Annotated in this window: 12 protein-coding genes; 5 read left to right on the forward strand and 7 right to left on the reverse strand. The window is 69.0% G+C overall.

The genetic code is table 11. The annotated features are described in order from the left end of the window. Nucleotides 1-6 precede the first annotated feature (6 nt). Entirely contained in the window at nt 7-909 is a 903-nt protein-coding gene (gene prmB / locus LRR16_RS24015; RefSeq protein WP_006578822.1) for a 50S ribosomal protein L3 N(5)-glutamine methyltransferase, read from the forward strand. A 176-nt stretch (nt 910-1,085) separates the two neighbouring features. Here prmB and LRR16_RS24020 read toward each other — a convergent pair whose 3' ends face one another. Next, the gene (locus LRR16_RS24020; protein ID WP_023264603.1) at nt 1,086-2,183 is read right to left on the reverse strand and encodes a M14 family metallopeptidase; all 1,098 of its coding nucleotides are present in this window, start codon (nt 2,181-2,183) and stop codon (nt 1,086-1,088) included. 300 nt (nt 2,184-2,483) lie between these two features. On the opposite strand from LRR16_RS24020, the gene LRR16_RS24025 reads away from it, so the two are divergent. After that, nucleotides 2,484-2,999, forward strand: a complete 516-nt coding sequence (locus tag LRR16_RS24025) for a DUF2165 family protein (protein WP_006578566.1) — start codon at nt 2,484-2,486, stop codon at nt 2,997-2,999. 21 nt (nt 3,000-3,020) lie between these two features. Here the strand turns inward: LRR16_RS24025 and LRR16_RS24030 are convergent, their stop codons facing one another. Further along, nucleotides 3,021-3,842: a hypothetical protein gene (locus tag LRR16_RS24030; RefSeq protein ID WP_232207321.1), complete on the reverse strand. Its 822-nt coding sequence runs from the start codon at nt 3,840-3,842 to the stop codon at nt 3,021-3,023. Nucleotides 3,843-4,051: 209 nt separating this feature from the next. On the opposite strand from LRR16_RS24030, the gene LRR16_RS24035 reads away from it, so the two are divergent. Continuing rightward, nucleotides 4,052-5,992 (forward strand): ATP-binding cassette domain-containing protein, encoded by a 1,941-nt coding sequence (locus tag LRR16_RS24035; RefSeq protein ID WP_232207322.1) that lies wholly within the window; start codon nt 4,052-4,054, stop codon nt 5,990-5,992. Between the two features lie 70 nt (nt 5,993-6,062). Here the strand turns inward: LRR16_RS24035 and LRR16_RS24040 are convergent, their stop codons facing one another. Continuing rightward, nucleotides 6,063-7,901 carry an ABC transporter ATP-binding protein gene (locus LRR16_RS24040; protein ID WP_232207323.1) on the reverse strand — a complete coding sequence of 613 codons (1,839 nt, stop codon included), beginning with the start codon at nt 7,899-7,901 and terminating at the stop codon, nt 6,063-6,065. A 45-nt stretch (nt 7,902-7,946) separates the two neighbouring features. Beyond that, the gene (locus LRR16_RS24045; RefSeq protein WP_006577845.1) at nt 7,947-8,432 is read right to left on the reverse strand and encodes a disulfide bond formation protein B; all 486 of its coding nucleotides are present in this window, start codon (nt 8,430-8,432) and stop codon (nt 7,947-7,949) included. Between the two features lie 319 nt (nt 8,433-8,751). On the opposite strand from LRR16_RS24045, the gene LRR16_RS24050 reads away from it, so the two are divergent. Then, nucleotides 8,752-9,207 carry a hypothetical protein gene (locus LRR16_RS24050; RefSeq protein ID WP_232207324.1) on the forward strand — a complete coding sequence of 152 codons (456 nt, stop codon included), beginning with the start codon at nt 8,752-8,754 and terminating at the stop codon, nt 9,205-9,207. Between the two features lie 51 nt (nt 9,208-9,258). On the opposite strand, the gene radA is transcribed toward LRR16_RS24050, so the two are convergent. Next, nucleotides 9,259-10,623, reverse strand: a complete 1,365-nt coding sequence (gene radA, locus LRR16_RS24055) for a DNA repair protein RadA (protein WP_023263825.1) — start codon at nt 10,621-10,623, stop codon at nt 9,259-9,261. Between the two features lie 53 nt (nt 10,624-10,676). After that, nucleotides 10,677-11,810 carry an alanine racemase gene (gene alr, locus LRR16_RS24060; protein ID WP_232207325.1) on the reverse strand — a complete coding sequence of 378 codons (1,134 nt, stop codon included), beginning with the start codon at nt 11,808-11,810 and terminating at the stop codon, nt 10,677-10,679. A gap of 539 nt (nt 11,811-12,349) precedes the next feature. Here alr and lplT point away from each other — a divergent pair. Next, on the forward strand, nt 12,350-13,669 hold the full coding sequence (gene lplT, locus LRR16_RS24065) for a lysophospholipid transporter LplT (protein WP_006577848.1): 1,320 nt from the start codon (nt 12,350-12,352) through the stop codon (nt 13,667-13,669). 105 nt (nt 13,670-13,774) lie between these two features. Here the strand turns inward: lplT and LRR16_RS24070 are convergent. Next, a partial coding sequence (locus LRR16_RS24070) for a DUF1853 family protein (RefSeq protein ID WP_232207326.1) occupies nt 13,775-14,773 on the reverse strand: 999 nt, incomplete at its 5' end.

A 14,773-nucleotide genomic window follows, 5' to 3' on the forward strand; every position in this document is an offset into this window, starting at 1 on the left:
TTCGCCATGGCCCACGCCTCTCCCCTGTCCACCGTCCGCGACCTGCTGCGCCTGGCGGTGTCGCGCTTCACCCAGGCCGGCCTGTCGTTCGGCCACGGCACCGACAACCCCTACGACGAGGCGGTCTACCTGATCCTGCATACGCTGCATCTGCCGCTCGATACGCTCGATCCCTTCCTTGACGCGCGGCTGCTGCCCGAGGAGATCGCCGCGGTGATGGAGGTGATCCGCCGCCGCGTCGACGAGCGCGTGCCGGCTGCCTACATCACGCACGAGGCCTATATGCATGGGCAGCGCTTCTATGTCGACGAGCGCGTGATCGTGCCGCGCAGCTTCATCGGCGAGCTGCTGCAGGACGGATTGAACCCGTGGGTCAGCGACGTCGACGCGATCGGCCCGGTGCTGGAGCTGTGCACCGGCTCGGGCTGCCTGCCGATCCTGGCCGCGCAGGCCTGGCCGCACGCGACGATCGACGCGGTCGACATCTCGGCCGATGCGCTCGAGGTGGCGCGCCGCAATGTCGCCGACTACGGGCTCGAGGACCGCATCCATCTGCATCACGGCGACCTGTACGCGCCGCTGCCGGCGGGCGCGACCTACGACGTGATCCTCAGCAATCCGCCCTATGTGAACGAGGGCGCCATGCAGCGGCTGCCCGCCGAATACCTGGCCGAGCCGCGCATCGCGCTGGCCGGCGGCGACGACGGCATGGACGTGGTGCGCCGGATCGTGGCGGGCGCCCGCGCCCGCTTGAATCCCGGCGGCGTGCTGGTGGTCGAGATCGGTAACGAGTTCGACAATGTCGAGGCGGCCTTCCCCGATCTGGAACTGATCTGGCTGACGGTCAGCGCCGGCGAGGAGCAGGTGTTCCTGCTGACGTACGAGGCGCTGGAGGCGGCGGGGCTGTAATCGCGATCGTGGCGGACGTCGCTGGCAGATCGGCCGCCGCTGCCCTCTCCCCCGCCCCTCTCCCGCTAGCGGGAGAGGGGGAGAAAACCAATGGCGTCGCCACCGCGTCCTGCGTTCCCGATGTTGTTCTCCCTCTCCCCCTCAGGGGGAGAGGGTTGGGGAGCGGGGGTGGTTCCTCAGCCCTCCCCCAACGCCCCCAACCCCGCTACCGCCGCCCGCACCGCGGTCGTGCATTGCTCGACCACCCCTTCGCGCCAATCGTCGGCGTCGCCATAGAAGGCGCGCCACATGCCCTGGCGGATCAGCGCGCGCTGCGTATTGTCGGCGTCCGGATGCAGATGCAGCCAATGGTCGCCGCGCAGCGCCTGCAATACGTCCGGCAGCGGCAAGGTGCCGAACTCCAGCGCGATGCCGGCAAAGTCGATATTGGGCAGCGTATCGGGAACGGCGTGCCAGGCCAGCCCGGTCAGGTTGGCCGAGGTCGACGAGCCGTCGTACATCGAGGTCACGTGCTGGCCCCAGATCGCGCGGGTCCGCTCCAGCCGTGACACATCGTCCGGCCCCATGTAGATCGGCTCGCCATAGCCCCAGGGCCCCAGCCCGGTATGGATATCGATCCAGCGCAGGCTGGTGCGTCCCGCGCCGTAGCGCGCCAGGATGCGGCGCAGCGTGTAATTGCTCCAGGTCGCCACGCGGCCGCCATAGAACATGCCGTGCGGATCGTCGTACTGGCCCGCGCTGACGGCGGCCTGATACCAGCCGATGCCGCGCTCGGCGATCGCGCGGGCCAGCGCGGCCTCGTCCTGCTCCGACGGCGGCCAGTGCGCCGGCAGCAGCAGCGGCGCGACCTCGGCATAGGCGGCGTTCTGCGGCAGCGGCCGCGTGAAATCCATGAAGTTGCGGTTCAGGTCGACGTTGTCCTCGTTGACCCGGCGCATGTGCGAGAAGCCGTAGGGGTTGACCGCATGGACCAGCAGCAGCGCCGCGCCGGCCTTCGCGCATTGCTGCAGCAGCGCCGCATCGTGCAGCAGCGCGATCTGCGCGCCGGAGCCGCAGAAGCCCTCGGCGCCGTGCATCGCCGAGGTGACGAGGATCAGATGGCGCGCATCGCGCGGGCCGATCCAGGCCACGTCCATCGCCAGCTCCTCGTCCTCGGCGCCGCGCCGCGTCGGATGCGCGAACGGCGTAGGCACGTCGCCAACGTTCTCGGCGGCAAGCCGGAACTTCGCGCGGGCTTCCTCGTAGCGGCTTGAAAAGCAATCGTGCAGCTGCATCGGCGGCTCTCCGGGGCGACCAGGATCGATCACCGCATTAAACGCCATTCCGCCGCGGCGCGCCAGCCGGTACAATCCCCTCCGCACAAGGTTGGATCGATCCAGCGCGGCCGGCGCGGCTTCCCAGGCCCGCCACGCGTCTCAGGTAACACCAGTCCCGATCTCCAGCCGGATTTCCCTCGCGCCCGTTCCGGGTCCCGCCTCTTCCCTTCATTCCGACCGCCACGTCGTTCGACCGGCCCGGGTTGGCACGCCCATCCCACCGGCGCACCGGCGGTCCTTGCTCCTGAGACTTTCGACATGATCGTGCGTTATTCCAAGATCGCCGCGGTATTGGCCATGGCCCTGTTCGCCTCGCTGGTGTCGTTCGGCAATATCACCGACTACGGCACCAACTTCGCCTTCGTCCAGCATGTGTTCCTGATGGACACGACTTTCCCGGGCAACGGCATCATGTACCGCGCGATCCGTTCGCCGGTGCTGCATCACGCCGGCTACATCGGCATCATCGCGCTCGAGACCGCCACGGCGCTGCTGTGCTGGGCCGGCGGCCTTGCCCTATGGCGCGCGCGCCGGCAATCGCCGCGGGAATTCCATCGGGCCAAGACCTGGGCGGTGGCCGGCCTGACGCTGGGCTTCCTGACCTGGCAGGTCGCCTTCATGTCGATCGGCGGCGAATGGTTCGGCATGTGGATGTCGAAGGAATGGAACGGCGTGCCCGACGCTTTCCGCTTCTTCATCACGCTGCTGACCGTGCTGATCTACGTCAGCCTGCCGTACGACGACCTCCATCTCGATCCAGCCGATCGCCGGTAGGCCGGTCGGAGGCGGCTCGGTTCAGCCGTCCCAGTCGGCGTCCCAGTCGGCGTCCCAGTCGGCGTCCCTGGCGCCGGACGCGCGCCGCGGCGGCGTGTCCGGTTGCCACGCGCGCGGATGCAGCGCCAGGCCCGCCGCCTCGGCCTGCGCGCGCGTCAGCGTCAGATGGCGGGCCAGCCAGTCCATCACGCCGCGCAGGAAGCGCTGCTGCTCGACCCGCACCGCCTCGCGCAGCGCAAGCTCCAGCTGCACGTAGGCGGTGTAGACATCGAGCAGATTGGCCGTCTTCAGCGTGGCCGGCGTCGACGGGCTGCGCTCGATCGCCAGCACGCGGGCGGCCTGCTGCGATGTCAGTTTTCCCGTGTCGCGATAAGCCGCATACAGCGGCTCGAGCGGCGCGAAACGGACGCTGGGCTGCACGCGCGGCACGCCGGCGACCTTCTCCATGCGCAACAGCAGATAGCGGACCGCGGCCGCATGCTGGCGGGCTCGTTCGCGTTCCAGTTCCCGCTCGCGGCCCGCGCCCGCACGGCGGCGCGGCCGCGCGTCGTCGCGCCAGGGTCCGGCGCCCGCGGCGCGCGCGGTGAAATCGGGCGCGGCGTCGAGCGCGCCAGGGCCGCCCAGCAGCCGCAGCGCGCAATCCGGTCCGAACGGATGCTCGTGGCCGGCCGCGTCGCGCAGGATATAGGCGTGGCCCGAGCCGATGCCGTGGCCCTTGTTGCCCGCCGGCATGCCGATCCCCGCGCCGGCGCAGCGCGTGCCTGGCTCGACGAAATCCTTGCGGACGGCGGTCCAGGTTGCGGTCGGGTCTGGGCGGCGGGCGGAAACGGGCTCGGGCGGCATGCCTTGAATGCGGAAACAGCGAACGACGAAACGGCGAAACGACGAAACAGCGAAACGGCGGCGGGGCGCGCATTGTCGCGCGAATTGCGGCCGGGCGCGATAGCCATGCGAGAGCCCTCGGCGGCAGCACGCGATGCCGCCCGCCGCCCCAAGCTAAAATGCGCCCTGCCCGGCCTCGTGCCGGGCTCGACTTTCCATAGAAGACTCTCGTGATCCGAATCGACCAGCTAGTACTCCAGCGCGGCACCAAGGTGCTGTTCGACCACACCAGCGTGACGCTCAATCCCGGCGAGCGCGTCGGCCTGGTCGGTGCCAACGGCAGCGGCAAATCGACGCTGTTCGCGCTGCTGCGCGGCGAATTGCATCCGGACGGCGGCGACGTCGCGGTGCCGGCGCAATGGCGCGTGGCCCATGTCGCGCAGGAAACGCCGGCGGTCGAGCGCAGCGCGCTGGACTACGTGATCGACGGCGACACCCGGCTGCGCGCGATCGAGCAGGCCATCGCCGCCGCGCAGCGCAGCGGCGACGGCCACGCCGAGGCCGAAGCGCACGCGGCCTACGCGGACGCCGACGGCTACACCGCGGCCTCGCGCGCCGAGGCGCTGCTGCTGGGCCTGGGCTTCACGCTGGCGCAGGTCGGCCAGCCGGTCGCCGCCTTCTCCGGCGGCTGGCGCATGCGGCTGAATCTGGCGCAGGCGCTGATGTGCCCGTCCGATCTGCTGCTGCTCGACGAACCGACCAACCACCTGGATCTCGATGCGATCGTCTGGCTCGAAGACTGGCTGGCGCGCTACCCGGGCACGCTGGTGATGATCTCGCACGACCGCGAGTTCCTCGACGCGATCTGCAACGTCACCGTCCATATCGAACAGCAGCAGCTGCGCCGCTATGGCGGCAACTACAGCCTGTTCGAGACGCTGCGGCTGCAGCAGATGGCGCAGCAGCAGGCCGCCTACGCGCGCCAGCAAAAGCAGATCGCGCACCTGGAATCGTTCATCACGCGTTTCAAGGCCAAGGCGACCAAGGCGCGCCAGGCGCAGAGCCGCGTCAAGGCGCTGGAGAAGATGGAACGGCTGGCGCCGGTGCACGCCGCGGCCGGCTTCTCGTTCGAATTCCGCGAGCCCGATGCCGCCCCGAATCCGATGATGGTGCTCGACGCGGTCGATTGCGGCTACGCGGGTCCGCCGCCGGTGACGATCCTGCGCGGCCTGACGCTGTCGATCCAGAACGGCCAGCGCATCGGCCTGCTCGGCGCCAACGGCCAGGGCAAATCGACGCTGGTCAAGACGCTGGCCAATACGCTGGCGCCGCTGGCCGGCACGCTGCGGCACGGCAAGGGCCTGCAGATCGGCTACTTCGCCCAGCACCAGCTCGAGACGCTGCGCGACCACGACTCGCCGCTGCAGCATCTGGCGCGGCTGGCGCCCGATACGCGCGAGCAGGAACTGCGCGACTTCCTCGGCAGCTTCAATTTCCGCGGCGACATGGCGACCTCGCCGATCGAACCGTTTTCCGGCGGCGAGAAGGCGCGGCTGGCGCTGGCGCTGATCGTCTGGCAGAAGCCCAACCTGCTGCTGCTCGACGAACCGACCAACCATTTGGACCTCGATACGCGCGAGGCACTGACGATGGCGCTGGCGCAGTTCGAGGGCACGCTGATCCTGGTCTCGCACGACCGGCATCTGCTGCGCGCCACCACCGACCAGTTCATGCTGGTGGCCGACGGCGGTCTGCAGCCCTTCGACGGCGACCTCGACGACTATCGCGACTGGCTGCTGCAGCAGGCCGCCGCCAAGCGCAACGCCGCGGCGGCGGCGCATCGGGCCGATGGCGCTGACGGTGCCAGCGACGCGGCGCCCGCGCAGAATCGCCGCGACCAGCGCCGCGCCGAGGCCGACGAGCGGCAGCGGCTGGCGCAGCTGCGCAAACCGCTGGCCAAGGAACTGGAAAAGGTCGAGAAGCGGATGGCCGTGCTGCAACAGGCCAAGACCGAGATCGACGGCTTCATGGCCGACGAGGCCAGCTATGCCGAGGCCAACAAGGCCAGGCTGCTGGAGATGCTCAAGCGCCAGGGCGAGGTCGAAGGGGAACTGGCCACGCTGGAGGAGCGCTGGCTGGAGCTGCAGGAGCAGATCGAGCAGATCGCCTGATCGATTGACCGAGGCGATCCCGGCCGCGGCCGGGGCCGCAGTCAGGATCAGGGTCAAGACGGGAGTGCCGCTACTCCTGCAACGCCTCCTCGGTCAGGAAGCCGCCGCTCTGGTGGGCCCACAGCCGGCTGTACAACCCGCCGCGCTGCAGCAGTTCGCGGTGCGAGCCCTGCTCGACGATGCGGCCGCGATCGAGCACGACGATACGGTCCATCGCCGCCAGCGTCGACAGCCGGTGCGCGATCGCCACCACGGTCTTGCCCTCCATCAGCCGGTACAGGCTTTGCTGGATTGCGATCTCGACCTCGCTGTCGAGCGCGCTGGTGGCCTCGTCCAGCAGCAGGATCGGCGCGTCCTTCAGCATCACCCGCGCGATCGCGATGCGCTGGCGCTGGCCGCCCGACAGCTTGACGCCGCGCTCGCCGACGTGCGCATCGTAGCCACGCCGCCCTTCCCGGTCGCTCAGCGTGTGGATGAAGTCCTCGGCCTCGGCGCGCCGCGCGGCGGCCACCATCTCGGCATCGCTGGCATCGGGCCGGCCATAGACAATGTTGTCGCGCACCGAACGGTGCAGCAGCGAGGTGTCCTGCGTGACCATGCCGATCTGCGCGCGCAGGCTGTCCTGCGTGACCCCGGCGATGTCCTGACCGTCGATCAGGATGCGGCCCGACTCGACGTCATAGAAGCGCAGCAGCAGGTTGACCAGCGTCGACTTGCCCGCGCCCGAGCGGCCGACCAGGCCGACCTTCTCGCCGGGGCGGATCGTCAGCGTGAAGTCGTCGAACACCGGCCGGCCCGAGCCGTAGGAGAAGTCGACGTGCTCGAAGCGGATTTCGCCGTGCGGCACCCGCAGCGGCACGGCGTCGACACGGTCCTCGATATGCCGGGGACGGGCCAGCGTCGACACGCCATCGCGCACCGTGCCGATATGCTCGAACAGCTCGGCAATCTCCCACATCGCCCACTGCGAGATGCCGTTCAGGCGCATCGCCATCGCGGTGGCCGCCGCCACCGCGCCGATGCCGATCTGGCCGGCCGACCACAGGTACAGCGCGAGCCCCGTGGTGGCCACGATCAGCATCATGATCAGCGTGTGGTTGACGATCTCGAAGGCGCTGATCAGCCGCCCCTGCGCATAGACGGGCTGCATGAACTCCTGCATCGCGCTGCGCACGTAGCTGGCCTCGCGGCGCGAGTGCGAGAACAGCTTGACGGTGGCGATATTGGTGTAGGCATCGGTCACGCGCCCGGTCATCACCGAGCGCGCGTCGGCCTGATGCGCCGACACGCGCGCCAGCCGCGGCACGAAATACCAGGATGCGCCGACATAGGCGACGACCCACAGCAGGAACGGCGCCAGCAGCCAGCCATCGAAATTGGCCAGCACCACCGCCGCCGACACCAGGTAGATCACGATATAGACCAGGATATCGGCAACCGTCATCACCGCGTCGCGCACGGCCAGCGCGGTCTGCATGACCTTGGTGGTGACACGGCCGGCGAACTCGTCCTGGAAGAAGCCCATGCTCTGGTTGAGCATCAGCCGGTGGAAATTCCAGCGCAGCCGCATCGGGAAGTTGCCGAACAGCGTCTGGAACTTCAGCATGCTCCAGACCGCGACCACGACGATGCTCGCCAGCACGATGCCGGCCAGCAGCAGCAGGCGGTCCGAATAGGTCGACCACAGCTGCTGCGGCTTGACCGCGGCGAGCCAGTCGACCAGGCGGCCCAGCATGCTGAACAGCACCGCCTCGAAGATGCCGATCGCCATCGCGCACAGCACCAGCAGCAGCAAGTAACGCCGCACGCCCGCGGTGCAATCGACGATGAACGCGATCCAGTGCTGCGGCGGCGTATCGGGAAGCGAATCCGGGTAGTTGTGGATGCGCCTTTCAAACCAACGGAACACGGCCAGTTTCTCCAATGATGTTGTCGAGCGGCCGCTGGGGCTCGCTCAACGATAGTTGCGCTCGCGCCGGATCAGTCCGACCGCCAGCACGCCGGTCAGCACCACCAGCCAGATCAGCGACCAGCCGGGAATCGAGATGCCCAGCACCGGCGGCAGCGGCGCGGTGCACAGACCGTCCGAATAAAAGACCTGCGGCAGCACGCGCGCGGTCGGCAGCGCGTTGACCCAGTTCTCGAGCGGATCGATGCCGCAGCTCGCCTTCGGATCGAGCAGCAGCGAGATGTGATAGCCCGCCACCGCGATGCCGCCGACGCCCGACAGCATCGCCAGCCCTTGCCACAGCGTGCGCGTGCCCTGCCCGAGCGCGGCCAGCAGCGAGAACAGCCCGATCGCGACGAAGGCGAAGCGCTGCATCACGCAGAGCGGGCACGGCTGATAGCCCTGCGCGTGCTGCAGATAGAGGGCGTAGCCGACCAGCCCGAACGAGACGATGGCAATCAGCAGGAAGTAGGCGCGGGAATTCGCTTGCATGGCGGAATGGCGGTCGACAGAGCGGTGAACAAGAGCGGTGAACAGGATCCGGAACGTTCCGGATAGACAAGGCATGGCGATAGCGGTGGTCCGGCATCGCGGACAGGCGCCATCTTACCGATTTTGCACCGCGCGCGTCGCAGCGATGCGATGACCCCTGCACGCGCTGGGGCCATCGTTGCGGCCGATCGCCGCAGCGCGGCGGCTTTGCATTGCCGAGGCCGGCGATCGCGCCAACAATGCCGTTCATTGTGTCGGCGCGATGCGATCCCGCGCGATCCCCCTGCATCCGCCCCCCGCTTGCTTGAGGACCGTAACGATGAAGAGCAATGCGCTGCGCGCGGTGCGCAGCAACGACGTTCGTGCCCCACGTTTTCGCACGATCCCGCCGCCCGCCGCGTCCGTGCCCCGGCGCGACGCGGCGGCCAACTCGACAAACACGCCGAAGCCGCCGGTACCGGTGGTGCCCGTGGTGCCGGTCGGCTACCGCCAGGGGTTCATCACCGCGATCTCGGTGCTGCTGGCCTTTACGCTGGCGTTCTGGCGCTACTGGAGCTTCGAGAGCCCGGGCGCCTGGAATCCGCTGTCGCTGGCGGTCGAGATCTCGCTGGGCGTCGCCGCCGGCCTGCAGGTGGTGGCGTTGTTCCGTTCGCTGCGGGTCGAGGACGACCAGGTGCCCGAATACCGCCGCACGCAGCGCTGGCTGTTCGTGTCGGCGGTGGTGCTGATCGCCGCGCTGCTGGGCGCGCTGTGCGAGGACTCGGTGTTCGGTTGACGGGCGGGCCAGGGAAATCGAAGACCGAAGACTTTCCCGGCGCCCCTCCCCTCAACCGTCGAGGTAGCGCACCCGCTCGATCGCCTGCTCGATCCGCTCGACGGCGATCACCTCGAGCCCGTCGATCGGCTGCTTCGGCGCGTTGGCCTTCGGAATCACCGCCTGCGTAAAGCCCAGCTTGGCGGCCTCGCGCAGCCGGTCCTGGCCGCGCGGGCTCGGGCGGATCTCCCCCGCCAGCCCCACCTCGCCGAATACCACCAGCCCGCGCGGCAACGGCTTGTTGCGCATCGACGAGTGGATCGACAGCAGCACCGCCAGATCGGCGGCCGGCTCGGTGATCTTGACCCCGCCCACCGCATTGAGGAACACGTCCTGGTCGAAGCAGGCGATGCCGGCGTGGCGGTGCAGCACGGCCAGCAGCAGCGCCAGCCGGTTCTGCTCCAGGCCCACCGCCAGGCGGCGCGGATTCGGCACGTGCGCCGCATCGACCAGCGCCTGGATCTCGACCAGCAGCGGGCGCGAGCCCTCCTGCGTGACCATGACGCAGGACCCGGACACGGTCTGCTCATGCTGCGACAGGAACAGCGCCGACGGATTGCTGATGCCGCGCAGGCCGCGCTCGGTCATCGCGAACACGCCCAGCTCGTTGACCGCGCCGAAGCGGTTCTTGAACGCGCGGATCAGCCGGTGCGACGAATGCGTGTCGCCCTCGAAGTACAGTACCGTGTCGACGATATGCTCGAGCACGCGCGGCCCGGCCAGGCTGCCTTCCTTGGTCACATGGCCGACCAGGATGATCGTCGTGCCGCTGCTCTTGGCGATCCGCGTCAGCTGCGCCGCGCATTCGCGCACCTGTGCCACCGAGCCCGGCGCCGATGTCAGCGCCTCCGAATACAGCGTCTGGATCGAGTCGATCACCGCGACCTCGGGCTTGTCGGCGTCGAGCGTCGCCTGGATCTTCTCGAGCTGGATCTCGGGCAGCAGCCCCAGGCTCGGACTGTCGATGCCGAGCCGCTGCGCGCGCAGCGCGATCTGCGCGCCCGACTCCTCGCCGCTGACATAGAGCACGCGCCGGCTGGCCGCCAGATTCGCCAGCGCCTGCAGCAGCAGCGTGGACTTGCCGATGCCGGGGTCGCCGCCGATCAGCACCACGCCACCGGCGACCAGCCCGCCGCCCAGCACCCGGTCGAATTCCTCGATGCCGCTGGTAAAGCGCGGCACGTCGGACGCCTCGATTTCCGACAGCCGCTGCACCGTGCTCGAGGCTGCCAGCGGCTGGAAGCGCCGCGCCGACGGCGTCTCGGGCACGCTTTCGACCAGCGTGTTCCATTGCTGGCAATGCGGGCACTGCCCCTGCCAGCGCGGCACGGAGCCGCCGCATTCGGTACAGGTGTAAACGGTCTTGGTCTTTGCCAACGGGAATCCTTGGGGCCGGGGAGCTGAGAGCGGAGAGCTGAGAGGCGCCGATTCTACTTGGCGGGCGCGGCCTCGGCCACGCCGGGCGCATCCGGCACCGTCAGCGTCGCGACCGTCACCGGCACCCGCGGCGCCAGCGCGCACATCAGCTCGTAGCCGACCGTACCGCTGGCGGCGGCGACATCGTCGATCGGCAGGCCGTGGCCCCACAGCGTCACCGGCGAGCCGACCCGTGCCTTCGGACACGGCGTCAGGTCGACGCACAGCATGTCCATCGACACGCGGCCGACCAGATGGGTGCGCACGCCGTCGACCAGCACTGGCGCCGGCTGGTCGCCCCAGCCCGCGGCATGGCGCGGATAGCCGTCCGCATAGCCGCAGGCGACCACGCCGATCCGCATCGGCCGGTCCGCGGTATACAGCGAGCCGTAGCCGACCGTGTCGCCGGGCCGCAATTCCTGCACCGCGATCACTTCGCTGTGCAGCGACATCGCCGGCATCAGCCCGGTGTCCGCGATGTCGGCGTGCCGGCCGCTCGGCGAGGCGCCGTACAACACGATGCCGGGCCGCACCCAGGCGCGGTGCGCGGCCGGATGCCACAGCGTGGCCGCGGAGTTGGACAGGCTGGCTTCGCCCGGCAGATTGGCGGTGGCGGCGTCGAACACCTCCAGCTGATGCGCGATGCCGCGCTCGCCATCGGCGTCGGAGAAGTGCGTCATATGGACGATGCTGCCGACCCCGGACAGCGTGCGGGCGCGCTCCCAGGCGGCGCGATACTGGTCCGGCGCGAAGCCGAGCCGGTTCATGCCGGTATTGAGCTTGAGCTGGATCGCCAGCGGCCCCTTCGGACGGGCGGCCTCCAGCATGCGAAGCTGCTCCTCGTTGTGGATCGCGGTGGTCAGCCGGTATTCCTCGAGCAGCGGCACGTCCTGGGGCTGGAAGAAGCCCTCGAGCAACAGGATCGGTCCCTGCCACCCCAGTTCGCGCAGCAGCACGGCCTCGTTCAGGTCCAGCAGGCCGAAGCCGTCGGCCGCGCGCAGGCCGGCGAAGGCGCGCCGGATGCCGTGACCGTAGGCGTTGGCCTTGACCACCGCCCAGACGCGCGAGGTGGGCGCGTGGCGGCGTACCACCTCGAGATTGTTGGCCAGGGCGGGTTGATGGATGACAGCGTGAATCGGTCTTGGCATGGGATCAGGGAAGGTTCGTCACGGCGGCCTCGGGGCGCCGCAGGGGCCCGGGCGGCTATGGTCGACCATTGGCCTGGGCGTGCGCGCCGTTGTGGTGCCCGAGGCACTGACAGCGGCAACGCCGGCGGTCGACCGGAGGGACAACCACGTGCGTTCTGCACCAATGCGCGGCAGCACACCGAAGGGGCACCGCGTAGACCGTTATTTGACCACATTGGTTCGGCAATTCCCGGGAATCCGCTCCAGATCGAATGGTCAAACCCGGTCAATTTGCGGTCTTCCCTTCTTCGGAATTGAAAGACTTTCGTGATATAAAGCCGGACGTTCCGGCCATGTTTCAAAAGTGATTCAATATGACGGGTCACGTCAGGTACGTACACGCCCCCGCCACGCCGAACCGGACCCGGCGCGGGCGACCCGTGCGTCCCGGGCCTCCTTTTGGCACGGCCGCCGTTCACCCCCTCCGCACGATGCCGACGGCCGTTGGCGCGGGCACGCCAGTAGCGCAAGGAAATCGCGATGGAGACAGAGTCCAAGGTATGAAGAAGGGTTTTTACACCATCATGGCCGCGCAGTTCTTTTCTTCGCTGGCCGACAACGCTCTGCTCATCGCCGCCATTGCCCTCCTCGCCGAATTGCACTCCCCGCAGTGGATGACCCCACTGCTCAAGCTGTTCTTCGTGCTGTCCTATGTCGTGCTGGCCGCCTTCGTCGGCGCCTTTGCCGATTCGATGCCCAAGGGCAAGGTGATGTTCATCACCAACACGATCAAGATCGGCGGCTGCGCGATCATGATGTTCGGGCTGCACCCGCTGCTGGCCTATGGCGTGGTCGGCTTCGGCGCGGCGGCCTATTCGCCGGCCAAGTACGGCATCCTGACCGAGCTGCTGCCGGCCGAGCGCCTGGTGGCGGCCAACGGCTGGATCGAGGGCCTGACGGTCGGCTCGATCATCCTCGGCACGGTGGTCGGCGGCGCGCTGATCTCGGTCAAGGTGTCGAGCCTGATGCTGGCGATGGACCTGCCATGGATCGAGACCGGCATCGACACGCCGGCCGAGGCCGCGATGGTGGTGATCATGCTGTTCTACGTGATCGCCGCGCTGTTCAACCTGTTCATCCCCGACACCGGCGCCCGCTATCCGCAGCAGGAGAAGAACCCGATCAAGCTGATCGCCGAGTTCGCCGACTGCTTCACCGCGCTATGGAAGGACAAGCTCGGCCAGATTTCGCTGGCGGTCACCACGCTGTTCTGGGGGGCCGGCGCGACGCTGCAGTTCATCGTGCTGAAGTGGGCGGAAAAATCGCTCGGCCTGAACCTGTCGCAGGGCGCGCTGCTGCAGGCGGTGGTGGCGGTCGGCGTGGCCGTCGGCGCGATCATGGCGGCGATGCGGATCCCGCTGCGCAAGTCGCTGTCGGTGCTGCCGTTCGGCGTCGCGATGGGCGCGATCGTGATGCTGATGGCCTTCTACACCAAGGACGCGATGCCCGATGTCGCGCTGGACGTGCTGGGCATGCGGATGCCGCTGTATATGGCGATCGCCTATGTGTTCCTGATGGTGGTGGGCGGCATGTCGGGCTACTTCGTGGTGCCGATGAACGCGCTGCTGCAGCATCGCGGCCACGTGCTGCTGTCGGCCGGCCACTCGATCGCGGTGCAGAACTTCAACGAGAACGTCTCGGTGCTGCTGATGCTGTGCCTGTACGCGCTGCTGATCAAGCTGAACGTGCCGATCGGCATCGTGATCATCGCCTTCGGCATGTTCGTCTGCGGCACCATGCTGCTGGTGATGCGCCAGCATCGCAAGAACGTCCGGCTGTACAACTCGCTGGCGATGATCGGCGAGGACAAGCACCACTGAGACGGCGCCGGCCAGCCGTCGGCGCCGCGGACGCGGGGACCCGGTGGCCTGCGCGGAGACGGGCAGGACGCGGGGATCCCACCGTTGCGGGAATGACGCGACGATCTAACGCGGCGGCTGCGCGATGCGCTGCCGCGCCCTCTCCTCCCATCCCGGCGGTACCACGAAGCCGCGCGAACGCTCGCGCCACCAGCCCGGCGCCGACGCGCCGGCCGGCTCCATCTCGCAGATCATCACCGGCGATTCGCGCCGCCATGCCAGGTCGCGATGCGGCTCCGCGAAGCGCGCGGCCAGCGCGTCGCGCAGCGTCTCGAACGGTTCGGTGTCGTGCTCGGGCACCAGCGCCGGCGACAGCCAGCGGGCGCGCGGCAGCCGATGCCAGCGCACCGGCGTTGCCGCCGTCGACGACTCTGACGATCCCAGGGCCACCCGCTGCGCCCATTGCTCCAGCGTCGACCACCAGCCGCGCAGATGGGCCGGATTGAGCCCGAGCGCATCGAGGCCGGCCGGCATCCGCCCGTCGCGATAGAACAGCCAGCCGAGCAGATAGATTTCGCTGCGATCGACGCGGCCGCCCAGCAGCGCCTCGGCCTCCGGCGTGCGCGACAGCGGCAGCTGGCGGCGCACGATATGCGACAGCTTGTCGCCGAGGCGGTCGACCAGGTTCGGGCCGACGAAGGCCTGCAGCCAGGCAGTGCGCTCGGCGGGCGACGCCTCTGACGCATCGCCGCCGGGCTCCACCAGCAGATAGAACTTGGCGGCCATCTCCCAGTGCACCAGCTGGCCGGCGCCGGCGGTGTTGCCGGCGCCGCCGCTGCTGCCAGCACTTTCCCGCCAGACGAAATCCAGCTCGCCCAGCGTCTGCACGCCATGCGCGCCATGCCGGCGCACCGGCAGATTGGAGGCGACCAGCTCGATGCCGTCGCCGTGCTCCAGCGCGAAATGCAGCAGCCGTTCGGCATGCCGGCCCAGCCGCAGGCTGCGCGCGGCCGGAGCCAGCGCCTGGACGGCGCCGGGCAAGGCGGACAGTTCCTCGATCGTGGGCGGCAGCTGCCGGGGATCGGCGGCGGCCAGCCAGCGCTGCCAGGCCGCGAGGGCGGCGGG

Source organism: Cupriavidus sp. UGS-1, from assembly GCF_021213615.1.
In the GTDB taxonomy this organism is placed as follows: domain Bacteria; phylum Pseudomonadota; class Gammaproteobacteria; order Burkholderiales; family Burkholderiaceae; genus Cupriavidus.